A 26,530-nucleotide genomic window follows, 5' to 3' on the forward strand; every position below is an offset into this window, starting at 1 on the left:
CACTAATGTGTTAGTGAATTCTATTTCTGTAATTACATATGCTTTACATTTATTGGGGAAATGTAAAGCATATGTAATTACAGAAGTATAAAATTGAACTTTGGTTGGTGGGGAGATATGTACAATATAGCAATTTGCGAAGATGAAATAATTCAAGCAAATCAATTAGAACGTCTATTTAGAAAATACGAAGAGATTGAAAAGGTAGTATTTAATATAGATAAATTTTCATCTGGAGAATTATTGATAGAAAATGGATATGATCAATATGATATTATAGTTTTAGATATAAAGATGGATCAAATTAATGGGATAGAAGTTGCTAAAATAATTAGAAAAACCAATGAAAATATTAAACTGATGTTTGTAACGGCAATAGAAAAATATTGGCCAGAGGGGTATAATGTAAATGCTTTTAGATACATAGTAAAGCCAATAGATGAAGATAAATTTTATGAAGAAATAAACAATATAATTAATGCGGTTAATAAAACAAAAGCCTTTATAACTATTACTAGTGATGGAGATTTAAAAACTATATCAATTCAAAATATAAGATATTTAGAAATATTGCATCGGAAAGTGCATATAAATACAACTTCGGGGGTATATACTAGTAATCAGACCTTGAGGTATTGGAATAAGAAACTATATCCATATGGATTTGCAAATCCTCATAGTAGTTATTTAGTGAATATGAACTATGTGACGGGTATATCTAAAGAAAAAGTAACATTAATAGACGGAGAAACAATCTATGTTTCACAGAGGAAATATAAAGATTTTAAAACTAGATTTATAAAATATATAGGTCAAATATAGATTACAAAAAGTCACCTTGTATAGGTGACTTTTTGTTTTAAAATGGAGTGATTAAATACTATATGAAAAAAAAAATATTCGGAAGTACATCATATATGTTTGTTATGGCATTTTGTATAGTTTTTATAGTTATGCTTTCAACGAGTTATATTTTAAGAATAAATAAAATTCATGTTAGCAGTATAAATGAAATATATAGAATAGTTGAAGAATCTAAAAAAGAAACTATAAAGGAAATCATAGATAATACTATAAATGAAATAGATATTGAGCGAGAATATATATATATTGAGGCTAAAAAGTCTATTAAAGCTTTAGAGAAAATAGTAGATGTATTGTCAGAAGAAGATTTAAAAGACTATATTAAAGGATTATCTATTATAGAATCATTTGTTTGGGACAAAGAACAATCAAAAGTAGTTTATTCTAAAAATACTCGTATAAATGAAAAATCTATAAATAGCAGTGAAGATTTAGAAAATTATTTAAAAAACTACGAATTTTATATAGACAAAGAATTAAATAACTCTAAACAAATACTCATAGCAGGGATATCAAAAGAAAATTTTGAGAAAAAAACAAAAAGTATAATAGAAAGAAAAATAAGAAACACAGAATTGAAGGATAATAAATATATATGGATAAAAGAAATAATAAGTTATGATGGAGGAGACAATTACGCAAAAAACATTGTACATCCAGATAATAGAAAACTAGAAGGTAAGTATAGATCAACAAATGATGAAGATCATGGTGGGAATTTAATATTTAAACAAGAATTAGAAGAAATAAAAAAAGATGGAGAATCATTTTATAAGATTTATTATAATTCACCTTATGATGTTTCTTTAAAAAGAAATGAAAATAAAAAAGATAAAGACATCGTTTATTCAAAATTATATAAAGACTATAATTGGATTATATCTACATCAGCAAGAATAGATAATATAAATGATATATTTTACAAAGAAATAAAATCTTTTGAAGAAGATGTAATATATCAGATAAATATAACTATAATAACTGCTATATCATGTTTTATTATAGCTGGAATACTTGCGGTTACTATTTATAATTCAAAAAAAGTAAGACGAGTAGAACTTGATAAACAAAAGAATAAAATAATATTACAACATTATAATATAGTAGAAAATAAGTATGAACAAACAAAACAGATTATACATGACATAAAAAATCACTTAATATGTATTAAAGGCTTAGCAAAAGATTTGGATGCTAAAAAGGTAGTTGAATATGTAGATAGTATAAATAGTGACATAAGTCAGTTATCTTATTCTACTATAACAGGAAATAGATTAGTAGATATTATTATAAATGAAAAAGTATTATTAATGAAAGAAAATAATATAAACTTTACTCATGAAATACAAAATATAAATATGGATTTTATAGAAGACAAAGATGTATGCACTATAATAACTAATTTATTAGATAATGCTATTGATAGCTGTAAAAAAAGTGAATCTAAGGATATTTTATTAAAAATTCATTGTTTTAATAAAAGTTTTATTGTTATAAATCTTTTAAATAGTTGTGATAATAGTCCTATATTTAAATTAAATAAGTTTATTACGAGTAAAAAAGAAGTTGAACTTCATGGTTATGGTATAAGAAATATTAATAAATCTCTAAAAAAGTACTCTGGAAACTTAGATTGGGAATATAACAATAAAACAAAAGAATTTCATATGGTTATAATGATACCTATTAAAAAAAATTGCAATAAATATTTATAAAAATATGCATAGACAAAAATATGTAACATATAAATATATTAAAGCATATATAAATTATATACACCTTATTGAAACTAGTTAGAAATATAATTATATATTGCGATAATTTCAGTAAAGGTGTATAATATTTATACAAATAAATAAAGATTCCCTTGAAGGGGAGTAGCTTTCACAAAAGTGATAATCAATCGTCATTTCGGATATAATTCCCGGTTGATTAGCGAGTACATAAGCTTGTTAGCAAGACCTTCTAAGTAGATTAAAAATTCTACTTTGGAGGTCTTTTTTATTTTCAAAAATTTATAATTAAAATAATTATAAGAAAATTGGAGAAAATAATAATAGAAAAATTGGAGGATAATTATGTTTTACAAAAAAGAGTTTAAAGATGTAGTAAATGAACTTGGAAGTAATTTAGGTGGATTATCAGAAGTAGAAATAAAGACTAGATTAGAGAAATATGGATATAATGAGTTGGATGAAAAAGGAAAAACACCAACGTGGAAACTATTTGTAGATAGTTTTAAGGATCCATTAGTTATAATTCTTTTAATTGCAGCGTTGGTTCAAGTATTTTTAGGAGAAAGGTTTGAGTCAGCAATAATATTTACAGTTTTAATATTAAATTCAGTATTGGGAGTTATTCAAACTAGAAAAGCTGAAGGATCACTTGCAAGTTTAAAGCAATTATCAGTTCCAAATGCTAAGGTAATGAGAAATAATAAAAAAATTACAATACCATCAAGAGAATTAGTACCAGGGGACATAGTTATTTTAGAAGCAGGAGATTATGTACCTGCAGATGGTAGAATAATGGAAGCTCAAACTTTTAAAGTTGTAGAAGGTATGTTAACTGGAGAATCAGAGCCTATACTTAAACATGAAGAAAAAATAGACAAAGAAGTTCCGCTAGGCGATCAAAAAAATATGGTATTTAGTGGTTCTATGGTAGTATACGGAAGGGCTATGTATATAGTAACTGAATGTGGTATGAAAACAGAAGTTGGTAAAATAGCTAATTTACTAGAAAATGCTGAAAATAAACAAACTCCACTTCAACATAAACTAGATGATTTTGGTAAGAAGCTTGGAGTAGGAATTGTTATATTAGCAGCTATAATATTTGGAGTTCAAGTATTTAGAGGTGCTCAGTTAATCGATTCATTTATGTTTGCAATAGCAATCGCGGTAGCAGCTATACCAGAAGCATTATCTTCAATAGTTACAATAGTTTTAGCAGTTGGAACTAATATAATGGCAAAAAAGCAAGCTGTAATAAGAAAATTACCAGCAGTTGAAACTTTAGGTTCAACAAGTGTTATATGTACAGATAAAACAGGTACACTAACTCAAAATAAAATGACAGTAGTAAATTCTTACATGTATGGAATCAAAGAAGGTATATTAGATGAAAATATATCTGGTAAAGAAGTAGCACTAGATAATATGGCAAATCAAGAGTGGGATTTATCTTTAGCTTCTATACTATGTAATGACTCAGATGTAACTAATGAAGGTGTAGAAATAGGAGATCCAACAGAAGTAGCGCTTATAAATTATGCAGATAAAAATAATTTAGATTATAAAAAACTAAGAGAAAAATACAGTAGATTAAATGAATTACCATTGATAGTGATAGAAAACTTATGTCTACTATAAATAAGATAGACAATGAAGTAGTTATGTTTACTAAAGGAGCACCAGACGTTGTATTTAGTAGATGTAAACATGCATTAAATAATGGAGAAATAGTTCCAATAAGTGAAGAGATAATAAATAAATATAAAAGTGTAAATGAAGAGTTTTCAAATAAAGCATTAAGAGTCTTAGCATTTGCTAGTAAAGATATAAAAGATGAAAACTTTGTACCATCAATCAAGGATGAATGTGATTTAACTCTTATAGGTATTATGGCAATGATAGACCCTCCAAGAGAAGAGGTATATGAAGCAGTAGCTGAAGCTAAAAACTCAGGAATAAAAACTGTAATGATAACAGGAGACCATAAAACAACAGCAGCTGCAATAGCAAAAGATATAGGTATTATGGTAGATGGAGACTTAGCACTTACAGGTCAAGAGCTAGATGCTTTAAGTGATTTAGAACTAGATAAAAAATTAGAAAAAATATCAGTATATGCTAGAGTTTCACCAGAAAATAAAATAAGAATAGTAAAAGCATGGCAAAGAAAAGGTAAAGTTTGTGCTATGACAGGAGATGGAGTAAATGATGCTCCAGCTTTAAAACAAGCAGATATAGGTATAGGTATGGGGAGTGGTACTGAAGTTGCAAAGGATGCGTCAGCAATGGTATTACTTGATGATAACTTCTCAACGATAGTAAATGCTGTTGAGGTAGGTAGAACAGTTTATAATAATATTAAAAAATCAATAACATATCTTTTCTCAGGTAACTTAGGAGGGATAATAGCTATATTATTCGCAGTAATGGCTGACTGGGCAAATCCATTCACAACATTACAGTTATTATTTATAAACTTAGTAACAGATTCTCTACCAGCAATAGCTCTTGGACTTGAAAAACCAGAAAAAGGTGTTATGAATAATTCTCCTAGAGACCCTAATGAGAGTATATTAGCAGGAGGAACATTAAAAACTGTATTAATTAGAGGTAGTATAATAGGTATAGTTACAATAATAGCTCAGTATATAGGTATGAAGCATTCACCACAATTAGGTACAGCAATGGCTTTTGCGACTCTTACTTTATCTAGAATACTACAAACATTTGCATCAAGATCTAATAGTGAGACGATATTTAAATTAGGAATTACAAGCAATAAATATGCATTAGGTGCAGTTGTAATATGTTTATGTATGTTCTCAGTAACATTAATACCATTTATGAGAGAGATATTTGCTATTCCACAATCATTTGAATTAACAAGTGCTGTTACATGTTTTGCTTTAGCAATAGTTGCAGATTTATCAATGGAAATAAGCAAGTCAATAACAAAATAATAATATATAAATAAAATAAGCAGAAGTATTTTACTTCTGCTTATTTTTTATGCTCTTATATAAGTTATAATTATAATATATAATTAGTAAAATACAAAAAATAGAAGGGATATAAATATGAATATAGCGATAATGGCATGTAGAAAATTAGTACCTAAATGCTCTGGTTCAGGATGTTTTAAAGCATATAATAATTCAGAAAAAGCTTTTGAAATTTATAAAGATGAAAACTGTGAACTTAGTAGTTTCTTCTATTGCGCTGGATGTAATGAAACAATCACACAAGATGAGGACTGGAGTCACAAAATTAATCAACTTAAAAATAATAACGTAGAAGTAATTCACTTGGCTTATTGCATTAAAGTAGAATGCAAACATTATGAAAAACATGAAGATATGTTATCTAAAGAAGGATTTAAAATAGTTCATGGAAGTCACTAAAATATAAGTAAACCATATTGTTTTGTAGTTTACTTATCATAAATCAAATATAAAATAAATAAAAATAATATAAGTATTTATTATAAGGATGAGAGGGTATCTATAATGAAATCTATAAAGATATGTATAGGGAGTGCATGTCACATAAAAGGTTCAGAAGAAGTAATAGAAATATTTAAAAACTTAATTAGCGAGTATAATCTTGAAGATGAAGTTGAACTACTTGCATCATTTTGTCTTGGAAAATGTACGCAAGCAGTTTCAGTTATGAGATGGGATGGAGAAGTTTTATCTGTATGTCAAGAAAATGCAAAAGATATATTTGAAAAAAACATAATTCCATATATTTAAGGGGGGATTTATTTGTGGTTTGTAAATTTTTCTAAAACAAATTGCAAGAATTGCTATGCCTGTGTAAGAGTATGTCCTGTAAATGCAATTAGAGTCAAAGATGAAAAAGCAAGAATTATTAAAGAAAGATGTATTGTATGTGGAAGGTGCTCAAAGGCATGTCCACAAAATACCAAAGGGATTAGATCGGAAAAAAGTATAGTAAAACATTTCTTAAAAAGTGAAGAAAAAGTGGTAGCATCTATTGCTCCTAGTTTTATATCCATATTTGGGGAGCATAGTTCGAAAATACCTAATGCACTTAAAAAATTAGGATTTGATTATGTAGAAGAAACAATATCAGCTGTAGATTCTATAATAAAAGAATATAATATATATGCAAATAAAGATGAAGAAAATACTTATATAACAAGCTTTTGCCCATCAGTAAATAATCTTATTCAAAAACACTATCCAGAAATTATAAACAATCTAATACCAGTTGTATCTCCATTTATATGTCATGGGAAAATACTAAAAGAAAAGTATGGTAAAGATGCAAAGGTAGTTTTTATAGGACCATGCTTAGCTAAAAAGGTAGAAGCCTATGATGATGAATCTATAGACGCAGTGCTTACATTTGAAGAGTTAAAAAAATGGATTAAAGAAGAAAATATGAAATTAAATGATTTAGAAGAAAGTATATTCAATAATATATCACTTCACAAACGATTATTTCCAATAGTAGGTCAACCAATTAAAGACATTAGTAATCAAAATACTGAAAAAAATATTATACCAGTAGATGGAATAGAACAATGTATTCAAGTTTTAGAGTCCATAAAAAGTGGGAAATTCAAAAACACACTATTTGAAATGAGTTGTTGTAGGCATAGCTGCATAGGTGGATCTGGAATGCCTGAAGATGGTATAAGTTGTTATGAACGTAAAGAAAAGCTTAATAGATATGCAAATAATTTATTAATTAAAAATGAAGAAGAACCAAATGAAGAAGATAAATATTTACCAAATATATGCGTACATAAAGAGTTTCAATCATTAAATATACCACTTAAAATTCCGAGTGAAAAAGAAGTAATAGAAATACTTAATACTATGGGAAAATATAAAAAAAGTGATGAATTAAATTGTGGAAGCTGTGGATATGAAACTTGCAGAGAAAAGGCAGTAGCAGTATACAACAACATGGCAGAAATAAACATGTGTATGCCATTTATGAGAGAAAAATCAGAAAATATAACAAATATAATTTTTGATACAACACCTAATATGATAGTAATAACTAATAAGGATTTAGACATTATTCAGTTAAATCATGCAGCTAGAAAATTTTTTAATATGGAAAGAGAAGTAGTAAAAGGTCTGCCAATATTGATGTTTTTGGAAGAAGAAAAATTTTATAGTGTGAAAAAAAATAATAAAAATATATATAAAGAAAAAGTGACTCTTAAACAATACGATTCAACAATTATACAAAGTATAATTTGGGTAGAACATAGTCAGCTTATGATATGGATTGCAGACGATATTACTAGAAATGAATATATGGAAAAGAAAATTCAAAATATGAAAATAGATGCTATTAATATGGCCCAAAAGGTTATTAATAAACAAATGACTGTAGCCCAAGAAATTGCAAGCCTTTTAGGTGAGACAACAGCTGAAACTAAAGTTACTTTAACTCAGCTTAAAAATCTTATTCACGAGGAAGAGGGAAATATATAATGGAATTCTTTGTAGATTTTGCAAGTGGTAGTTTAAATAAGTATGGAGAAGAGTTATGTGGAGATAAGGTTGAGTTTTATAATGGGGAAGATAGTTTTATTGCAGTATTATCTGATGGATTAGGAAGTGGAGTTAAGGCAAATATATTAGCAACATTAACATCAAAAATAGCTATTACTATGTTAAAAGAAGGTTTACCGATTGAGGATGTAGTAGATACAATTATTCATACACTACCAGTATGTTCTGTTAGAAAACTAGCTTACTCTACATTTACAATTATAAAGATAGATAAAGATGGAATGGCATATGTGGTCGAGTTTGACAATCCAAGTATATTTTTTCTAAATGATAGACATATAAAAAAATTGGAATGGAATACTACAGAAATAAATGGAAGAAAGATAAAAGAAAGTAAATTTAAATTAGAAGAAAAGGACGTCCTTGTATTTGTAAGTGATGGGGTTATTCATGCAGGTGCAGGAATAGTACTAAATCTAGGATGGAAATGGGAAGATATAGATAAGTATTTAAGACAATATACAAACAAAGATATGTCATCTAAGACAATTACTAATATGCTCTTAGGAGCATGTGATCAACTTTATATACAAAAGCCAGGAGATGATGCAACCGTAGCAACGATAAAAGTAATTAGGCCAAGTAAAGCTACTTTATTTTCAGGCCCCCCCATAGATCCTAATATGGATAAAGAAGTAGTAGAGGTACTTATGAATACTATTGGTAAAAAGATTGTTTGTGGTGGTACAGCAGGTAATATAGTAGCTAGAGAACTAGATGAAGATATAAAAGTAAGTTTTGAGGTAATTGATAAAGAGGTACCTCCTATGGGATATATAAAAGGAATTGATCTTGTTACAGAAGGTGTATTAACGATAAAAAGGGCAACAGAAAAGTTAGAAAAGCTTAAAGTGGCAACAGATTTAGACTTTATATATAAAGAAGATGGGGCATCTAAGCTTACTAAAATACTATTTGAGGATTGTACACATATAAAAATGCTTATTGGAAGAAGTATTAATCCTGCACATCAAAATCCAGATTTTCCTAATGAACTAAGTATAAAATTATATGTATTAAATAAACTAAAAAAAGCACTTATAGATTTAGGAAAAATAGTTGAAATTAAATATTATTAAAAATATAAAGAGCCTAATAGTTAAACTATTAGGCTCTTTATATTTCTACAGAGTGTAAAAACTATAAATATTATTCTATGGCATAGTTATAAGTTATTAAATATAGTATAATTATTTAGAGAAAACAAGGGGAATTTGTCTAAAAGGAGTAAAAAATGATAAAAATAAATAAGTACAAAATTGTACTCATTGCAATATTATTTATATCATCAATTTCAATAAATAGTATATATGCATATGATAACGTAACTTTCAAAAATATTAATATCGAAGATGGTCTATCACAGTCTACAGTACAAGCAATACTTCAAGATAGCAAAGGCTACATATGGTTGGGGACAAATGATGGGCTTAATAGATATAATGGTTACGATATGAAAGTTTATAAAAATGATGATAGTAAAGAAAGTATATCTGATAATTATATATTAAATATAGCTGAAGATAAAAAGGGAAACGTATGGATCGCAACTTGCTACGGGTTAAGTAAAATAAACATTAACACCGGTAATGTAAAAAATTATTACGATGGTGAAGATAATGGAAATTTATCTCATTATTATACGAGTTCAATTTTAATAACTGAAAAAAATGAAGTATTAGTCGGAACATCTGATGGAATAAATATTTATGATGAAGAAATGGATAGTTTTAAAAGGATATTAGATGAAAATGGAGATATAACTAGCCAAGATGTATCTAATATGAAAATGGATGTAGATGGTAATGTGTGGATAGCGACTAGAGATGGGTTAAATAAGATTAATATAAATAGCAAAAAAATAGATAAATACTATTCTGGACATAAAAATGGTATAAGTGGAAATGATGTATATGGACTTCTTAGTGACAAGAATGGATACATGTGGGCGTCAACTAGAGGCTATGGATTAAATAGAATAAATATAAAAACTAATGAAATAAAAATATACAAACATGATGAAAAAAATAAAAAATCAATACCAGAAAATTATACTAGAAATATGCTTCAAGATAAAAGGGGAGATATATGGATAGGAACAGATAAGGGATTATCTAAGTATGTAGCTAGAGAGGATAACTTTATAACATATACAAATAAACAACATGATGTTAATAGTTTAATAAATAATACTGTATATACGGTTATAGAAGATAAAAGTGGATTAATATGGGTTGGGACTTACGCGGGGATAAGTATATTTGATCCAAGTCATAGAATAAGCCACTATAAAAATGACCCATTTAATACAAACTCTCTTAGTGATAATGTAATACATGGAATTTATGAAGATGAAGAAGGTTTAATATGGGTTGGGACTAAAGATAACGGTGTAAATATAATAAATAGAAAATCAAATGAAATTAAACATATCAATAAGGGAAATAGTAAGTTTGATTTAAATAGCAATTCAATAAAGGTTATAACAGGTAAAGATAATATAATTTGGATAGGTAGTAGAGAAGGATTAAATAAAGTAAATAAAAAAGATATGACTGTTAAGTCATATACAAAAAAAGATGGACTAGTAGGAGATAATATAAAAAGTTTATTTTTAGATAGTAAAGGATATTTGTGGATTGGAACTCCTGATGGCCTTAATATTTTAAATACGAAAGATGACAGTATAACAGACTTAACTCCAATACTTAAAGACTATGGAATAGAAGATATATATATTGAAGAAATTTATGAGGATAGAGACGGTAATTATTGGATAGGAACATTTATAGGTGGTGGACTAATAAAAATAGATCCAAACTCTACTAGTGAGCCATTAAAAAATTATAAAAATACTGATGGAGAAAATGGAAGAAATAATAATAATATAAATACTATAAGGTCTATAGTAGAAGATAAGTATGGATATTTATGGATTGGGACTAATTATGGATTAAATAAATTCGATAAAACTACTGGAAAATTTACTACATATACTCAAAAGGATGGATTAGCTAATAATACAGTTTATGGAGTCTTACTAGATAATAACAATAATCCTTGGGTTAGTACAAATAATGGAATATCAAAGTTAGATGTAAACACTAAGGAATTTAGAAACCTAAGCATTGTAGATGGTTTACAAAATAATGAATTTAATGGTAAGGCAGCATACAAAGGAAAAAATGGAGAATTCTTATTTGGTGGAATTAGTGGACTAAATATATTTAATCCAGATGAAATTGTAAATCTAGAGTACTGCCCAGATGTTGTTTTTGATGATTTTGAAGTTCAAGGTAAAGAATATAAAAATATAAATAATGAGAAATTTGATTATGATGCAAATACAGTAAGAATAAAATACTTTATACCAGATTATAAAAATAATAAAAATATACAATATCAATATAAGATGGAAGGATTAAATGATAAATGGATTCTAGTAAATAATAATGAAGCTATATATTCAGATTTAGACCCTGGAGATTATACATTCAAAATAAAAGCTAGAAATCAAAATGGTGTTATGGGAAAAGAGAGTAGTCTAAAGTTTACAATAAATCCTCCATTTTGGCAAAGCCAAACGGCTATAATGTTATATGTATTTATAATTATCATTATAGTTTATAGAACCACAACTAAAGTAAAAAGATTAGATATACTAGTAGATAAAAGAACGAAGCAATTAAGAGATGAAATGAAAAAAAATAATAAGCTTTTAAATCAAGTTATAAAACTTGAAAAAATAAAAATAATTATTTTATAAACTTATCTCATGAGCTTAGAACTCCTTTGAATGTAATTAATTCAATAGAACAGTTAATTACAGAACTTAATAAATCTGAAAAGGAAATAAGTAAAGATAAATTAGCCCATTATATGGACGTATTGAAGAAAAATTCAAAAAGGTTATTGAACCTAATAAATAATATAATAGACACGAATAAAATTGAACATGGAAACTATAAAATTAACTTAGATAAATATGATATTGTATATATAGTTGAAGAAGCTGCACTAGGCCTAAAAGAATATATCGAATCTAGAGAAATTGAGTTAATAATAGACACAGACGTAGAAGAAAAATATATAATTTGTGATGAGGATGAAATAGATAGATGCATTGTTAATTTAGTTAGTAACGCTGCCAAATTTACACCAGAAGGTGGGAAAATAGAAGTTAATATAACTGACCTAGATGATAAAGTAAAGATAAGTGTAAAGGATACTGGAATCGGAATAGATGAAAAATATCATAAATCTATATTTGATAGATTTAATCAAGTTATTGACCCAGACTCTGAAACAAAAGGAGGAAGCGGTCTAGGGCTTACTATCACAAAGCATATAATAGAACTTCACAAAGGCGAAATATATGTTAAAAGTAAAAAAGATGAAGGTAGTGAGTTTGTAATTATACTTCCAAGTACCATAGAAAAAATTTAATAATAAATAACAAAAAAGCTTGCATTTATTAAATGTGAGCTTTTATTTTTATAGTAACTCATTGAAAATTATTTTTTATTACGTAATATTAATATATAATTAAAATATACACACATTTAAATAGAGGGGAAATTAATTAATGAGGCTGTTTTTTAATAAGTTAGATGAACACATTTTGGTAATGGATGAAAATGGATATATAAAATATTGTAATGATAAGTTATTACTAAAATTGCAATATGATGAAAGGGAAATACAAAATTTAAATGTATCCAGTATATTATCCAATGACAGAAATTCTTTAACAGAGTTATTAAAATATAAAAATAAAGGGAAAATAGATTTGAACTTATACTCAAAGTCTAATAAAGTAATGTGCATGACCTGTGAAATAATTGAAGACATATACAATAACGAAAATTTGATTTTTATTATAGGTAAGGAAGTATGCAAAAGATGCTATTCAATAGATGATTTAGAAATACTACTAGATAAATCTCCATTTACTGCTTGGATTAAGGATATAAATGGAAAATATTTGTATGTAAATAAAGCTTATGAGGATAGTATACATAAAATCAAGTCGGAAATTTTAGGTAAATATGATAAAGATATATGGTGTCTAGAAAATGCAACAAAATATATAAAAATAGATAAAGAAATAATAAATAGCAATAGAGCTAAATCTTATGAAGAAAAATTTACATGTAACGGAAAAGAAGAATGGTTTGAAAAATTTAAATATCCTGTAGCTGATGAAAATGGTAATTTGAAGTATATACTTGGAGTCGGAAAAAGTATTACAGCAGAAAGAAATTTAAAAGATAAAATTGCAGATAATTATGCTGAGATAGCTACATTAAATAATCTAATAAATAGTGATAAAGAAATTGATTTGTATGGATTACTAGAACAGATATGCAAAAATGTATTAGAACATATAGGATCAGATGTAATATCTATAATGCTATATAATGCTGATAAAGAAATATTAGAGCCTAAAGTCAGAATTGATTATGCAAAAAAAAGCATTCCAAAAGATTGTTTTATAAATTTATCGAGGAGTAAAGCTTTAGAAATTTTAGAAAAAAAAGATAATGAGGGAATTAAAAGTATTAAGGATGTAGAAAATATTATAACTATAGATCCATCTGCAGAAGAAGATATAGAATATATAGGAAGTTATAGTATTTCTCTTAATAATGAGCTTATTGGAATGCTAAGTTTTAGCTATAAAAAAGGAAATACTCCTAAACATGACTTAGATAGTACTATAAAAATAATTTGTATGCAAATTGCTGTAATAATTAAAAATTTTACCTTGTCTCAAGAAGTCAAAGTAGAATTTGATAAAAGAAAAGAAACTGAACATAAATTAGAGGTTTTTTTAGAAACTGCAGCTGATATTGTAGGAATTATAGATAGCAAAGGACATATAAAAAAGGTAAGTATGTCATGGACTAAAATTCTTGGATGGAGTAGTGAAGAGCTATTATCAATGAATTGGAATGAAATTATCCATCCTGAAGATAAAGAGAGTTTTGATGATATTTGGATTGAGCTTAAAAATAATAAAAGTACAATGCGTGGACAAAGACGATACTTATGTAAAAATGGTGAATACAGATGGTTATATGTTAATGCTATGTATTTAAAGGATGAAGACTCATACGCTATGACGGCTAGGGATATTACGGAAGAAAAAAAGATAAAGGAAGAAAAAAAGCATTACAAGAAGCAGTTGAATTAGAGAGTGTAAAAAATGAATTTTTTGCTAATATATCTCATGAATTTAAAACTCCTATTAATATAATTCTTGGGACTATGCAGTTATTAAATAGAAAAGTAAATCAAGGTTCTATATATTGTAATGATGATACAAATTTATTAAATTATATTAATTCAATAAAGCAAAATTCATATAGACTATTAAGGCTTGTGAATAATTTAATTGATATGAGTAGAATAGATACTGGATATTATGAAATAAATCTTAAAAATTATGATATTGTAAAAATAGTAGAAGATATAACAATGTCTGTAACCCAATATGTTGAAAATAAAGGTATAGATATAATATTTGATACTAATGTTGAAGAATCTGTTATAGCTTGTGACCCAGATAAAATAGAAAGAATTATGCTTAATATCTTATCTAATGCTATTAAATATACAGATGAGCACGGTAAAATTATGGTAGACTTAAATCAAGTTGCTAAAAAGATAACTGTTTCTGTAAAGGACAATGGGGTAGGTATATCTGAAGAAAAGTTAGATTTTATTTTTGAGAGGTTTGGACAAGCAAACAATGCGTTAACAAGAAGATGTGAAGGTAGTGGTATTGGATTATCATTAGTTAAGTCACTGGTAAATATGCATGATGGTGATATATATGTAAAAAGTAATATAGGAGAAGGAACTGAATTTATATTTGAAATTCCAATAAAAACTGTAGAAGAAGAAAATGAAAATATGAATAAAGATAACTATGAAGAGCTTAGAATTGAAAAATGTAATATAGAGTTTTCAGATATATATTCTTAATAAAAAATTAATAATAAAATATTGTAGTTTATATATAGATTAAAAATGGTATAAATAAAATATAAATTTATTAAAAATAGTACTAAATATTAGAATTTAGTACTATTTTTAAATGGTAAAATGTAAAAAATATGGTTTATGACAAAAATACTGGAGGCATTAACAATGAAGAAGTTACAAGGCAAAGTTGCAGTAGTAACATCATCAACAAAGGGGATAGGATTAGCATCAGCAGAAATTTTAGCTGAAAATGGAGCATTAGTTTATATAGCAGCTAGATCTAAAGATTTAGCAAATGAGGTTATATCTAATATTGTTTTAAAAGGTGGAGAAGCTAAATTTGTATACTTTAATGCTAGAGAAGAAGAAACTTACACTTTAATGATAGAAGAAGTAGTTAAAAATGAAGGAAGAATTGATATCTTAGTGAATAACTATGGAGGAACTAATGTAGCTCTTGATAAAAATCTTGTAGATGGTGATACTGATGAATTTTTCAATATAGTTAAGGATAACCTTCAAAGTGTATATTTACCATGTAAGGTAGCTGTTCCATATATGATAAAAAATGGAGGAGGAAGTATTGTAAATATTTCTAGTATAGGATCTGTAGTTCCAGATTTATCAAGAATAGCATACTGTGTTTCGAAATCTGCAGTAAATTCATTAACTAAAAATATAGCAACTCAATATGCTAGAGATAACATTAGATGTAATGCGGTACTACCAGGTCTTATAGCAACTAAAGCAGCTATTGATAATATGTCTGACGAGTTTATAGATTCATTCTTAAGACACGTACCATTAAATCGTATGGGGAGACCTGAAGATATAGCAAAGGCTGTGTTATTTTATGCTAGTGATGATTCATCATTTATAACTGGAGATATTTTAGAGGTAGCTGGCGGATATTCAATGCCAACACCTCAATACTCAGAATATACAAGTAGATAATAAAAAAGACACTGATAAGTATCAGTGTCTTTTTTATATATTTTTTACTTCAACTAATATCTGAGTTAGGTAATTTTCATAACCTTTAACTGAGACTTCATCTAAAATATACTCTTCATAAGAGTAATCACCTAAAGTTAAATTATTTTCATCTATAAATAGCAATATTTTATCATAAGTTTCTTTTATATTTTGGTAGCTACCTTGATGATAAGCGACTAAATACAAGCCTTTAGGTTTAATGTAAATAAAAGGACTAGGTTGCAGATCATCTACTTTTGTATATAAGTAAGAATAGCCATTATGATTACCTTTTAAAATATTATCTTTATTAATAATTGCTTCTATAGAGTAACCAATATTCAAATTATTACAAATACAGTAGTCCATATGGTCTGACACAGCCTTAAAAAATCCTTTATCACTGGTATTATCAATAGGATTGCTAAGGATTAAATACTCTTCATCTTGTATTTTTAAATTTATTTTAGAGTGATTAACATTACAAGCTTTTTCTGTGATATCAATTTTAATTTCCATTAATGTACGAATTTTGTTTAAATTCTCGATTTCTTTATCTACTTCCTTTATTTTGTTTTTAAAAAGATTAATTAAGGAGCTTGGTGTTCTATTATCTAAATAAGATTTAATTTCTTTTAAAGGCATATTAATTTCCTTTAAAATTGTAATAACACTGAAAATCTCAAATTGTTGATAAGAATAGTACCTATACCCATTTTCATCTTTTATTTCAGGACAGAAAATACCTATATTATCATAATGAAAAAGCGTTTGTTTTTTTACATTACATAGTTTTGCAAATTCTCCAGTGGTAAAATATTTATCCAAATTTTTATTCATAAATAACTCCCTCTATTGACTATACGGTAACCGTATATACTATTATGATATCATAACAACATTGATATCATAATTCAATAAATAATTAATAAAATATTATAATATTAATAACTTGAGAGGCTAAATTATGAATATAGAGATTAAAAAAGTAAATGATAAAAATTTAGAGGATATATTAAAATTAAGGATAAATGAAAATCAAAATTCTTATATTGAATCGACTGAAGAATGCTTAAAAGAGTCAGATGAATGTAAGTTTTATGAGCCAGCAGGACTTTATATTGATGGTATGCTAGTTGGATTTGCAATGTATGGATTTTTTCCTAGAGAAGGGGAAGATGGAAGAGTATGGTTAGATAGATTTTTGATAGATAAAAAATATCAAGGTGAAGGTCTTGGTAGTATTATGCTAGATAATTTAATAAAATATTTATCTAACAAATATAAGTGTAATAAAATATTTCTAAGCTTATATGAGAATAATACGGGTGCGTTACACTTATATAAAAAATTTGGATTTGAATTTAATGGAGAGTTGGATATTAATGAGGAAAAAATAATGGTTAAAAAATTATAAAATTTAATACTAACATAAAAGCTACATAAATATTTATGTAGCTTTTATGTTGAAAATTATAATAATAAAATTATTATAATTAAAATTTTAAAAATGTAAAAAATAGTGCTAAAATTATGTAAAATAATACAAAAAATAATATTCGCAACCAAAAATATACAATTTGATACAAAATGCTTGAAATAAGAACTTTAAACTGTTATTATTTAGGCAAATTATAAATATATATACATTATAAAAAATCAATATTAATAGTGTAAATATCAGGGGAAAAGTATATGGAAAAAATATTTAAAGCTAGATTTATATTAATATTATTTTCATTGTTTTGTATATTAAATATAAAATCATATGCAGATAGTGATATAAATAATAATGAAGAAATACTAAAAGTAGGTTTTTATGATAATAAGCCATACTATTTTATGAATAAAAAAGGAAAAGAAGATGGATACTACCACGATTTATTAAACTTGTTAATTAAAGGGACTGGTATTAAATATAAATATATAAAATATGATTTTTCAGAGGCTGTTAATAAACTAGAAAATGGGGAGATAGATTTATTATTTGGTTTACATAGAACAGATGAAAGAATGAAAAAGGTTATATATACAAATAATTATATAGAAATAGAGACTTATAGGATTTATACGAATAAAGATATAAGATATGGTAAACTAGATGAATTAGAGGGCTTGAAGTTTGGACTTGTTAAAAATGGTATGAATTCAAATTGGATATTTGAGTTTCTTGAAAATAAAGATATTAATATTATACCTGTATGGGTAGATACAGATAAAGATAGTATAAAACTATTAAAAAACAAATCTGTAGGTGCAATAGTAGGTAGTGCTGAAAATAATGATCTTGATGGATATAAAAATATATATGAATTTTCAGTAGGTCCTGTATATATAGCGGGAAATAAACACAAAGGAAGTATTATTAAAGAATTAGATAATAGAATAGATTATATTGATGTATTAGAAAAAAAACATATAGAAAAAATATATAGAGACTATTTTAATGAAGCTACAAATCTGGATAAGAAAAAAATAACTATTATAATTAGTATTATTTTTTTATTGATTATATCTACATGTGTTTTAGTAATAAAAAGTATGTGCCCGAAAATAAAGAAAAATAAAATTAAGTCTAGTATTAGAAATAGAATAAAAAATAAAGAATATCTATTATATTATCAACCTATAGTTGATCCTAAAAAAGATAGTATAGTCGGATTTGAGGCATTATTAAGATTAAATCATCCTAAAGAAGGAATACTAACTCCTTATAAATTTATAGATGAGATAGAAAAAAATGACATGCTGTCAGAAATGTCTATTTGGGTGCTAAAACAAGTATTATTAGATTATAATAAAATAAAAAAATATAATAATATAGATAATAAGAAATTTTATATATCAATGAATTTGACAATCAAAGAAATTGAAAATGATGACTTTATATATAAGATACAAGAAATATTAAATATATATCGTATGGAGAAAAACTCAATATGCCTAGAAATAGTAGAGAGTGTTAGAATAAGTAATTTAGAAAAGTTACAAAAGGCGATACAAACATTAAAGAATTTTGGATTTATGATTGCAATCGATGATTTCGGAGTTGAATATTCAAATCTAGATATATTAGAAAAATTAGATTTTGATATAATAAAGTTGGACAAGTATTTTGTTGATGATATATCAGAATCAATAGTCAGACAACGTATAATGAAATTTATTTCAGATATAACTATAATTAAAAATAAATCTTTAGTTGCAGAAGGCGTTGAAGATATATTACAGAAAGAAATAATAAAAAATATTGAAAATAATAAATTTTTTATTCAAGGATATTTTTACTCTAAACCAATAAGCATTGAAGATATAAAAAATATAAATATAAAAAGTTGTTAAATTATTAAATCTATAATCATTTCATATGATAATGATTTGAAATCTAAACAATAAGGGTATTACTAATATTAGTAATATCCTTATTTATTTAAGTACTAAAGTATTTTTAGTAATAATATTCTTCAATTGAGATTAATCCTTTAGAATCTAGGAATTTTTCTTCTAAATCTAATATAATTTTTATTTTATCTACAGAAATAGGTAATCCCATAAGTTTACTTTGCTCATGTATGTAGTTTATCATTTCTTCAATAGATATTGTATTTTCTTCCATAAAATTAATCCTTTCAATTATATTATAAAAATAATTCTAATAAGATATTACTATATAAACTAAATAAAAAATATGAATAATATTAGGAAATTCTAAATATTAATAAAAATATGTCAAAAAATGACCTAATATGACATTTCGTAACAAAATACATGTTAATCACTACATAATATTGAAAAGGTAAAGGTGACAATATAGAATATAATAATGCAATAAAATTAATCATAACAAATTTAATTTGACGTTACTATATATTAGGGAAGGGATTGCTATGAGGTTAAAGTTTTTTAAAAAGGGAATAGTATTTTTTATTTTTATCTTAACAATGATTATTCTTACTTTTTCAACAGAGAATAAGAATAAATCTTTATATACAGATAGATTTATTAATATCATTGAAAATAATGAAGAATATAATTTAGATGATATTAACATTATATTTTATAAAGAAAAAATTAACAATGAAATAAAAGATACTATAAATAATTCGATTTTGAAAAAGGCATATTGCTCACTAGGATATATAGAATTTATTAGTGGAAATTATGAAAAATCAACAAATTATTTATTAAAGTCTCTAGATTATAAAATAATGAGAAGACATAAAGTACAGCTAATGACTTATAGTGGTATATCAAAGAGTTATATGGCAACTAAAAATCTAGATAAATCATATGAATATTTTAAGAAAGCTGAAAATTTAGCTAAAAATACTAGAAAATATAATGATTTATCAAGTATGTATAGGGCTAGAGCAAAATCTTTAATTAATTTTGATAAAGGAGTAGGAGAAGCCATCAGTTTACTAGAAAAAGCTTTGAAATTAGAACAAAGTAGCAGAAATAAAGTAGAAAACTATTTATTCATATCAAAATTATATATGATAAGTGATATGTTTGATTTAGCTTTGACCTATAGCAATAAGGCAGTAGAAATGGCAATAGACAATAATTTAAATAGACTTGTTACAGAGGGATTGATAAGCCTTGGAACTAATTATTATAGCCAAGATAAATACAATAGGGCGATAACTATATATGAAAAAATTTTGTATGGAGATTATATAAAAACATTAGAAAATAAGCTGCTAGTAATAGGATATCTTATGGATAGCTATTCTAAAATAGAGGATTATAATAAAGCGGATAAATATATGAAAGAGTATTTAAAAGAAGTAAAAACATTACCAGTTATTAAAAGAAATAAAGAACTAAACTGGCTATATATAACAGTTGCTGAATATAAGGTAAAGCAAGGTAATATAGAAGAATCGATTGAGTGCTTAGATGAAGCAAATAAGATATACAAAAGTAATGAAGCGGCAATGTTTTCTAATACTGATATTTGGATAAAAAAAGTTGAACTAGATATAAAGTCTAAGAAAAATGTAGCTTATAGTAAAGTACTAAATGGATACATAGAGTTATTAAGTAAAATTGAAGATAGAGGAATAAAATCAGGCATAAAGGATTCAACTATTGAGTCTATTATAGACCTAAGTGAAAAAAACAATGACTATTATACTACACTAATTTATACCAATAAGAAACTAGAGGAAATAGAAAAAGAGTCTAACAAAAATCTAGATACATCAGCTGATTATTCAATTAATAAATTTGAAAATGATATTATAAATAAAAAGGTAAAAAATATGAAAGTAAGAATTAAGATTAGTTCTTTAATTATTATATCTATAGTTACTATAATATTTATAACTCATAATAAGAATAAAAGAATAAAAAAATTAAATGAAGAGCTAAAATTAATAAGTATGACAGATCCTTTAACTGGATTATATAATAAAAGATTTTTAAATAATCAAATGAAAGATATTTACAAGAGAAAAGAAGACATTAGTTTTATAATGATAGATATTGATTATTTTAAATTGTACAATGATAATTATGGACACTTAAATGGAGATATAGTATTAAAAGAAGTGTCACAAATTTTAAAAACAGTCTTTAAAGAAGATATAGTATCAAGATATGGTGGAGAAGAATTTTTAATAATATCTAATTTTAGTAAGGAAAAAATAGTTGAAAATATAAAAGAATTAATGATAAAACTATATAATAAAAACATAATTCATGAATATTCATTGATTAGTGATAGAGTAACTTTAAGTATTGGAATTGAAACTATGAAAATATGTGAAGAAAATGATATTGATAAAATAATAAAAGCGGCAGATGAGAAACTATATAGTTCAAAAGAAAATGGAAGAAATAGATATACTGTTTAATTAAAAAAATTATATTATATAATTATCTAAAAATAGACAAACTATATTTAATTATAAGAAATCATGGAGGACATATTTATGAAAAAAGGTTTAATACCAGTAGCTTTAGGTACAATAGTAACAGCAACAGGATTAGCTTTAGATTCTAAGCAAAGTAAAAAGTATAAGTGTCAAAGAAATGATTATACAAGTATGGTAGGTACTCTTTTAATAGGAGTAGGAGCAGCACATGTTTTACTTGGAACAATAGATATAATAAAAGAGTAGATAATAAACACTAAAAATTAGGGATTTAAGGGAGCGTATTATTTAATTTATTCCATACACTCCCTTAAATATTAATTAGCATCCTTAAAGTTCTTGCTAAGTTTTTTTAACAATCTTAAAAATTCTTTTTTTTCATCTTCAGTAAAGTTGCTATAAGCAGTTTCTTTAACTTGAGAAGATATATTATTAAATTTATCTTCTATACTTCTAGCTTTGTCAGTTAATTTTATATAAGTAACACGCTTGTCTTTATCACATTTTTCTTTTTCTATATACCCTAAACCTATAAGCCTATTTACTAAAGATGTAACAGTAGATTTATCTTTACCTATTTTTTTAGCAATTTCTTTCATAGTAAGCTTTCCATTACTTTCATAAAGAGCGGTTAAAATATTACCATGAGTAGGAACTAAATCATTAAGTCCGCTTATTTTAAGTTTATTTTCTATAAATTTTATCATGTTTGCTTTTGTTCTGCTTATAAAGTACACAATATATTTATCATTCATAAGAAATCTCCAATCTAATAGATAATATAAAAAATTTACTTATTTATACTTTAATATAATAACATAATTATATGATTAGTTGTAAATCTTATATTATTCACAAAACTAAAAGTAATTTTACAAAAAGTATATATTTAAGACATTTCACAAAAAATAAATTTTTCTTAATAGCAGTAAATTACATATTTAGACAGTAAAAATATGTAAAATAATAATGTACCTTGAATTAAATGTAAAAAATACAAAGAAGTTTATCAAAGGGGAAGTTTAGTAATGGAATTCGTATTTAATAATTTAGATGAATATATATTAGTTATAAATAATAAAGGAAATATAAAATATTGTAATGACTGCTTATTAAAAAAATTAGGATATAGTAAAAAAGATATATATGAAAAAGATATATATAATATTTTATATAATCAAGAAAATTACATAAATAAAATATTAAATAATGAAAATGAGATAAGTTTAGATTTAACTTTATACTCAGACTATAAAGATAAAATAGATGTTACTTCTAAGATAGTAATAAGTAAATGGAATAGAGAAAAAGGTATTTTTATCATATCAAAAGATATATCAGAAAAATTTTATTCCAAAAATGATTTGGAAAATTTGTTAGACCATCATCCTTATGCATCTTGGATAAAAGATATTAATGGAAAATATTTATATGTAAATAGTTTTTTTTCACTACCAATTGAACAAGAAAATGTTTTAGGAAAATACGATTATGAAATATGGGAAAAGGATATTCTTTCAGAATTTAAAAAAACAGATAAAAAAGTGATTGAAGAAGGGATACCAAAATTAATAGAAGAAAGAAGAATGATAAATGGGGATGTAAGATGGTATGAAACGTGTAAGGCTCCTATAGGTGAAAATGGTAAATATAAGTATTTAGTAGGCACAAGTAGAGATATTACATTAAGAAAATCAATGGAAGAAGAGAACTCTAAAAAACATAAATATATATCAAACTTATATGATATATTAAACGAAAAGTATAAAGAAAATGACTTGTATGATATATTAAATAATATTTCGCATAATACAAAAGATTATTTAGAAGCAGATGGATTATCTATATTTTTATATGATAAAAATAAAGAAGTCTTAGAAAGTAAAACAAAAATTGGCTTAGCAGTTGAGGTATTAAAAGATATTGAAGATATAAAAATATCAAATGAAGACGCTAAAAAATTAATTAAAAATAATAATTATGAAGGTCTAATGGATATAAACAATAGATCTTTTATTAAAGATAAGAAAAATAAATATATAAAGTATTTAGGTGTTTATAATATCGTATTAAATAATGAATTTATTGGTATTATGACTATTGGATATAAAAGTGGTAATATACCGCTTTATAATTTATATGATCATATTAAAGATATCTGTAGTGAAATAGGGATTATTGTTAATAACTTTAGGCTATCTCAAGAGGTTAAGAAAGAGTTTGATAGAAGAGTTGAGATAGAAAATGAGTTAGAGCTTTTTTTAGATACAGCAACAGATCTTATAGGAATAATAGATGAGAAAGGTAATTTTAAAAAATAAATTATCAATGGAGTAAAACTCTTGGATGGAGTAATGAAGAATTATTATCAATGAATTATGAAGATTTAATACATAAGGATGATTTAAATCCTTGTAAAAGAAAAATAGTAAAAAATAAGAATGAAAAGGTTATAATTTATGCAGAAAATAGATTTTTATGTCAAAACAATGAATATAAATGGCTAGCATGGAACTGTAGATATTTAGACGAAAGAAAAGAGTATATAACAACAGTTAGAGATATTACTGAAGAAAAAAGATTAGAAGAAGAAAGAAAAAATCTTGAAGAAGCAATTCATTTAGAAAGTATTAAAAATGAATTTTTTGCAAATATATCTCATGAATTTAAAACACCATTAAATATTATATTAGGAACTATTCAATTAATAGATAAATATGTGAAAAGTGGGAATATGCAAAATACTAATATTATAGATTTAAGCAAATATATGAGACCAATAAAACAAAACTCATATAGACTTTTAAGATTAGTAAATAACTTAATAGATATGACTAGAATTGATACTGGATATTATGATTTAAATATAGAAAATAGTAATATTGTATCAATTGTAGAAAATATAACGATGTCTGTAGCTCATCATATAGAAAATAAAGGAATAAATCTTATATTTGATACAAATGAGGAGGAACTTATTTTAGCATGTGATTCAGATAAAATAGAAAGAATTATGCTAAACCTTATATCTAACGCAATAAAGTATACTGATAAAAATGGAGAGATTAAAGTAGATGTAAATTGCAATAAGAATAGAGTGAAGGTCTCCGTTAAGGATAATGGAATAGGAATATGTAAAGATAAAATCGATATGATATTTGATAGATTTATGCAAGTTGACAATAGCCTAACTAGAAGATGCGAAGGTAGCGGAATAGGACTCTCCTTAGTTAAATCTTTAGTTGAGATGCATGGTGGTAAAATAAATGTATATAGTGAAGTTGGAAAAGGATCAGAATTTGTATTTGAAATACCAGTAAAAATAATCAAAGACAATAAAAGATGCTATATGAAAAATGATTATATAGATTTTCAAATAGAAAAATGTAACGTAGAATTCTCAGATATATACTCCTTATAATAAAATACCTTGGGATATAGACTTAATAAAGTTTATGTCTCAAGGTATTTTTAATTATATTAAAATCTGTGTATATGATATAGATATAATTTGGTATAAATAAGTATTTATATGCAGATAATAGTATAAATAAGCTTGGGAGGGAGGGCTAAAATGAGTATATGGATAATATTTATTATACTTTTGATAATTATATGTATAACAGGTATTGTAACAGGTTATTATTTTTCACTCATTATAGCTAGACCAATATGTCGTAGTTATGAAGAAACTTATTATTGTACTAAAGGAAGAGAGCCTAAGGTAATAGAAACTTATAACAAATTAAAAAAAGAAAAAGTTAGCATAGATTCGGTTTATGGATATAAATTAAATGGGATATTTTTCCCGAATAGAAAAGTAGATAAGGTTGTAATATTATCACATGGAGTTACATCTAATCTTTGGAATATGTTAAAATATGGATTTGCATATATACCTAAGGGGTTTAGTATATTAGCATATGACCACAGATACCACGGTCTTAGTGAGGGTAAAAGTGTATCATATGGATATTATGAAAAATATGACTTAAAGGCTTGTGTAGATTGGCTGAGAAATAGATATGGAAATAATATAAAAATAGGCTTACACGGAGAATCAATGGGATCAGCTATAATAATAGAATATTTAGGTTTATATGATGATGTAGAGTTTTGTGTTGATACATGTGGATATACAGATTTTAGAGAAGAAGCGAAGTTTATATTAAGACAGGACTTTAATATAAAACTGGATATAATTCAAAACTATATAATTATATTTTCAAGTATTATAAATAAAATTAAATATGGATGGAGCTTTAAACAAGTTTCACCTATAAAATCTATTAAAAATACTAAGACTCCACTACTTTTAATACATGGAAGAGAAGATACGGTAGTACCATTTGATATGTGTGAAAAGATATTTAATGCCAAAAAATATGGTATAAAAGATAAATATGAAGTTAAAAAAGCAAAACATACTACAACTTTAGATTCGGATGAAAAATCTTATATAGACCATCTATATAGATTTTTAGAAAGTGTTGGAATTTAGCTGAAAAATAAAAAAGCACTTACT

Annotated in this window: 23 protein-coding genes and 1 pseudogene; 21 read left to right on the forward strand and 3 right to left on the reverse strand. The window is 25.3% G+C overall.

Annotated features, from left to right (window positions below; all coding sequences use genetic code 11):
- The first annotated feature begins 117 nt into the window (after positions 1–117).
- The 14 genes and pseudogenes from JWF52_RS08815 to hdhA all read left to right on the forward strand — a co-directional run bounded on the left by JWF52_RS08815 (position 118) and on the right by hdhA (position 16,102).
- The gene (locus tag JWF52_RS08815; protein WP_208333207.1) at positions 118–822 is read left to right on the forward strand and encodes a LytR/AlgR family response regulator transcription factor; all 705 of its coding nucleotides are present in this window, start codon (positions 118–120) and stop codon (positions 820–822) included.
- A gap of 62 nt (positions 823–884) precedes the next feature.
- Complete coding sequence (locus JWF52_RS08820) at positions 885–2,579, forward strand: GHKL domain-containing protein (RefSeq protein ID WP_208333208.1); 1,695 nt, start codon at positions 885–887, stop codon at positions 2,577–2,579.
- Between the two features lie 363 nt (positions 2,580–2,942).
- A complete protein-coding gene (locus JWF52_RS19665; RefSeq protein ID WP_353654902.1) occupies positions 2,943–4,238 on the forward strand; it encodes a cation-translocating P-type ATPase in 1,296 nt (431 codons plus the stop codon).
- A complete protein-coding gene (locus tag JWF52_RS19670) occupies positions 4,226–5,560 on the forward strand; it encodes a cation-translocating P-type ATPase (RefSeq protein ID WP_353654903.1) in 1,335 nt (444 codons plus the stop codon). The genes JWF52_RS19665 and JWF52_RS19670 overlap by 13 nt, the downstream gene beginning before the upstream one ends.
- A 117-nt stretch (positions 5,561–5,677) precedes the next feature.
- The gene (locus JWF52_RS08830; RefSeq protein ID WP_208333209.1) at positions 5,678–6,001 is read left to right on the forward strand and encodes a CGGC domain-containing protein; all 324 of its coding nucleotides are present in this window, start codon (positions 5,678–5,680) and stop codon (positions 5,999–6,001) included.
- A 105-nt stretch (positions 6,002–6,106) separates the two neighbouring features.
- Positions 6,107–6,352: a (2Fe-2S) ferredoxin domain-containing protein gene (locus JWF52_RS08835; RefSeq protein WP_208333210.1), complete on the forward strand. Its 246-nt coding sequence runs from the start codon at positions 6,107–6,109 to the stop codon at positions 6,350–6,352.
- Between the two features lie 12 nt (positions 6,353–6,364).
- Entirely contained in the window at positions 6,365–8,077 is a 1,713-nt protein-coding gene (locus JWF52_RS08840) for a [Fe-Fe] hydrogenase large subunit C-terminal domain-containing protein (RefSeq protein ID WP_208333211.1), read from the forward strand.
- Positions 8,077–9,237: a SpoIIE family protein phosphatase gene (locus tag JWF52_RS08845; RefSeq protein ID WP_208333212.1), complete on the forward strand. Its 1,161-nt coding sequence runs from the start codon at positions 8,077–8,079 to the stop codon at positions 9,235–9,237. The genes JWF52_RS08840 and JWF52_RS08845 overlap by 1 nt, the downstream gene beginning before the upstream one ends.
- Before the next feature lie 155 nt (positions 9,238–9,392).
- Positions 9,393–11,924, forward strand: a complete 2,532-nt coding sequence (locus JWF52_RS08850; protein ID WP_286184068.1) for a ligand-binding sensor domain-containing protein — start codon at positions 9,393–9,395, stop codon at positions 11,922–11,924.
- A gap of 26 nt (positions 11,925–11,950) precedes the next feature.
- A complete protein-coding gene (locus tag JWF52_RS19270; RefSeq protein WP_286184069.1) occupies positions 11,951–12,604 on the forward strand; it encodes a sensor histidine kinase in 654 nt (217 codons plus the stop codon).
- Positions 12,605–12,743: 139 nt separating this feature from the next.
- Complete coding sequence (locus JWF52_RS08855) at positions 12,744–14,354, forward strand: PAS domain S-box protein (protein ID WP_208333213.1); 1,611 nt, start codon at positions 12,744–12,746, stop codon at positions 14,352–14,354.
- A gap of 20 nt (positions 14,355–14,374) precedes the next feature.
- A pseudogene (locus tag JWF52_RS19275) lies at positions 14,375–14,569 on the forward strand (histidine kinase dimerization/phospho-acceptor domain-containing protein); the annotation flags it as partial.
- Positions 14,561–15,148, forward strand: a complete 588-nt coding sequence (locus JWF52_RS08860; protein WP_353654904.1) for a sensor histidine kinase — start codon at positions 14,561–14,563, stop codon at positions 15,146–15,148. The pseudogene JWF52_RS19275 and the gene JWF52_RS08860, both read left to right, overlap by 9 nt.
- Before the next feature lie 165 nt (positions 15,149–15,313).
- Positions 15,314–16,102 (forward strand): 7alpha-hydroxysteroid dehydrogenase, encoded by a 789-nt coding sequence (hdhA, locus tag JWF52_RS08865; RefSeq protein ID WP_208333215.1) that lies wholly within the window; start codon positions 15,314–15,316, stop codon positions 16,100–16,102.
- 33 nt (positions 16,103–16,135) lie between these two features.
- Here the strand turns inward: hdhA and JWF52_RS08870 are convergent, their stop codons facing one another.
- Positions 16,136–16,963, reverse strand: coding sequence for a MerR family transcriptional regulator (locus JWF52_RS08870; protein ID WP_208333216.1), 828 nt, complete (start codon positions 16,961–16,963; stop codon positions 16,136–16,138).
- 127 nt (positions 16,964–17,090) lie between these two features.
- On the opposite strand from JWF52_RS08870, the gene JWF52_RS08875 reads away from it, so the two are divergent.
- Together JWF52_RS08875 and JWF52_RS08880 are read left to right on the forward strand one after the other, a co-directional pair.
- Positions 17,091–17,540 carry a GNAT family N-acetyltransferase gene (locus JWF52_RS08875; RefSeq protein WP_208333217.1) on the forward strand — a complete coding sequence of 150 codons (450 nt, stop codon included), beginning with the start codon at positions 17,091–17,093 and terminating at the stop codon, positions 17,538–17,540.
- A gap of 278 nt (positions 17,541–17,818) precedes the next feature.
- Complete coding sequence (locus JWF52_RS08880; RefSeq protein ID WP_208333218.1) at positions 17,819–19,465, forward strand: EAL domain-containing protein; 1,647 nt, start codon at positions 17,819–17,821, stop codon at positions 19,463–19,465.
- Positions 19,466–19,571: 106 nt separating this feature from the next.
- Here JWF52_RS08880 and JWF52_RS08885 read toward each other — a convergent pair whose 3' ends face one another.
- A complete protein-coding gene (locus tag JWF52_RS08885; protein WP_208333219.1) occupies positions 19,572–19,739 on the reverse strand; it encodes a hypothetical protein in 168 nt (55 codons plus the stop codon).
- Between the two features lie 271 nt (positions 19,740–20,010).
- On the opposite strand from JWF52_RS08885, the gene JWF52_RS08890 reads away from it, so the two are divergent.
- Both JWF52_RS08890 and JWF52_RS08895 read left to right on the forward strand, forming a co-directional pair.
- Complete coding sequence (locus JWF52_RS08890; protein ID WP_208333220.1) at positions 20,011–21,984, forward strand: tetratricopeptide repeat-containing diguanylate cyclase; 1,974 nt, start codon at positions 20,011–20,013, stop codon at positions 21,982–21,984.
- Between the two features lie 78 nt (positions 21,985–22,062).
- Positions 22,063–22,251, forward strand: coding sequence for an asparagine synthase (locus tag JWF52_RS08895; RefSeq protein ID WP_286184070.1), 189 nt, complete (start codon positions 22,063–22,065; stop codon positions 22,249–22,251).
- Positions 22,252–22,322: 71 nt separating this feature from the next.
- Here the strand turns inward: JWF52_RS08895 and JWF52_RS08900 are convergent, their stop codons facing one another.
- Positions 22,323–22,760 (reverse strand): MarR family winged helix-turn-helix transcriptional regulator, encoded by a 438-nt coding sequence (locus tag JWF52_RS08900; protein ID WP_208333222.1) that lies wholly within the window; start codon positions 22,758–22,760, stop codon positions 22,323–22,325.
- 273 nt (positions 22,761–23,033) lie between these two features.
- Between JWF52_RS08900 and JWF52_RS08905 the strand changes: the two genes are divergently transcribed.
- The 3 genes from JWF52_RS08905 to JWF52_RS08915 all read left to right on the forward strand — a co-directional run bounded on the left by JWF52_RS08905 (position 23,034) and on the right by JWF52_RS08915 (position 26,506).
- Entirely contained in the window at positions 23,034–24,326 is a 1,293-nt protein-coding gene (locus JWF52_RS08905) for a PAS domain-containing protein (protein ID WP_208333223.1), read from the forward strand.
- On the forward strand, positions 24,323–25,426 hold the full coding sequence (locus JWF52_RS08910) for an ATP-binding protein (protein ID WP_353654905.1): 1,104 nt from the start codon (positions 24,323–24,325) through the stop codon (positions 25,424–25,426). The genes JWF52_RS08905 and JWF52_RS08910 overlap by 4 nt, the downstream gene beginning before the upstream one ends.
- Before the next feature lie 153 nt (positions 25,427–25,579).
- Positions 25,580–26,506 (forward strand): alpha/beta hydrolase, encoded by a 927-nt coding sequence (locus JWF52_RS08915; protein WP_208333225.1) that lies wholly within the window; start codon positions 25,580–25,582, stop codon positions 26,504–26,506.
- Positions 26,507–26,530 lie beyond the last annotated feature (24 nt).

This window comes from Clostridium sp. CCUG 7971 (assembly GCF_017590215.1).
In the GTDB taxonomy this organism is placed as follows: domain Bacteria; phylum Bacillota; class Clostridia; order Peptostreptococcales; family Peptostreptococcaceae; genus Faecalimicrobium.

Bases quoted from the DNA above. Each gene is read 5' to 3' on its own strand.
- hdhA (WP_208333215.1), top strand. From the start codon at position 15,314: ATGAAGAAGTTACAAGGCAAAGTTGCAGTAGTAACATCATCAACAAAG.
- JWF52_RS08895 (WP_286184070.1), top strand. From the start codon at position 22,063: ATGAAAAAAGGTTTAATACCAGTAGCTTTAGGTACAATAGTAACAGCA.
- JWF52_RS08820 (WP_208333208.1), top strand. From the start codon at position 885: ATGAAAAAAAAAATATTCGGAAGTACATCATATATGTTTGTTATGGCA.
- JWF52_RS08890 (WP_208333220.1), top strand. From the start codon at position 20,011: ATGAGGTTAAAGTTTTTTAAAAAGGGAATAGTATTTTTTATTTTTATC.
- JWF52_RS08900 (WP_208333222.1), bottom strand. From the start codon at position 22,760: ATGAATGATAAATATATTGTGTACTTTATAAGCAGAACAAAAGCAAAC.
- JWF52_RS19670 (WP_353654903.1), top strand. From the start codon at position 4,226: ATGTCTACTATAAATAAGATAGACAATGAAGTAGTTATGTTTACTAAA.
- JWF52_RS08870 (WP_208333216.1), bottom strand. From the start codon at position 16,963: ATGAATAAAAATTTGGATAAATATTTTACCACTGGAGAATTTGCAAAA.
- JWF52_RS08915 (WP_208333225.1), top strand. From the start codon at position 25,580: ATGAGTATATGGATAATATTTATTATACTTTTGATAATTATATGTATA.
- JWF52_RS08905 (WP_208333223.1), top strand. From the start codon at position 23,034: ATGGAATTCGTATTTAATAATTTAGATGAATATATATTAGTTATAAAT.
- JWF52_RS08850 (WP_286184068.1), top strand. From the start codon at position 9,393: ATGATAAAAATAAATAAGTACAAAATTGTACTCATTGCAATATTATTT.
- JWF52_RS08860 (WP_353654904.1), top strand. From the start codon at position 14,561: ATGAGTAGAATAGATACTGGATATTATGAAATAAATCTTAAAAATTAT.
- JWF52_RS08845 (WP_208333212.1), top strand. From the start codon at position 8,077: ATGGAATTCTTTGTAGATTTTGCAAGTGGTAGTTTAAATAAGTATGGA.
- JWF52_RS08830 (WP_208333209.1), top strand. From the start codon at position 5,678: ATGAATATAGCGATAATGGCATGTAGAAAATTAGTACCTAAATGCTCT.
- JWF52_RS08855 (WP_208333213.1), top strand. From the start codon at position 12,744: ATGAGGCTGTTTTTTAATAAGTTAGATGAACACATTTTGGTAATGGAT.
- JWF52_RS08815 (WP_208333207.1), top strand. From the start codon at position 118: ATGTACAATATAGCAATTTGCGAAGATGAAATAATTCAAGCAAATCAA.
- JWF52_RS08875 (WP_208333217.1), top strand. From the start codon at position 17,091: ATGAATATAGAGATTAAAAAAGTAAATGATAAAAATTTAGAGGATATA.
- JWF52_RS19665 (WP_353654902.1), top strand. From the start codon at position 2,943: ATGTTTTACAAAAAAGAGTTTAAAGATGTAGTAAATGAACTTGGAAGT.
- JWF52_RS08835 (WP_208333210.1), top strand. From the start codon at position 6,107: ATGAAATCTATAAAGATATGTATAGGGAGTGCATGTCACATAAAAGGT.
- JWF52_RS08885 (WP_208333219.1), bottom strand. From the start codon at position 19,739: ATGGAAGAAAATACAATATCTATTGAAGAAATGATAAACTACATACAT.
- JWF52_RS08880 (WP_208333218.1), top strand. From the start codon at position 17,819: ATGGAAAAAATATTTAAAGCTAGATTTATATTAATATTATTTTCATTG.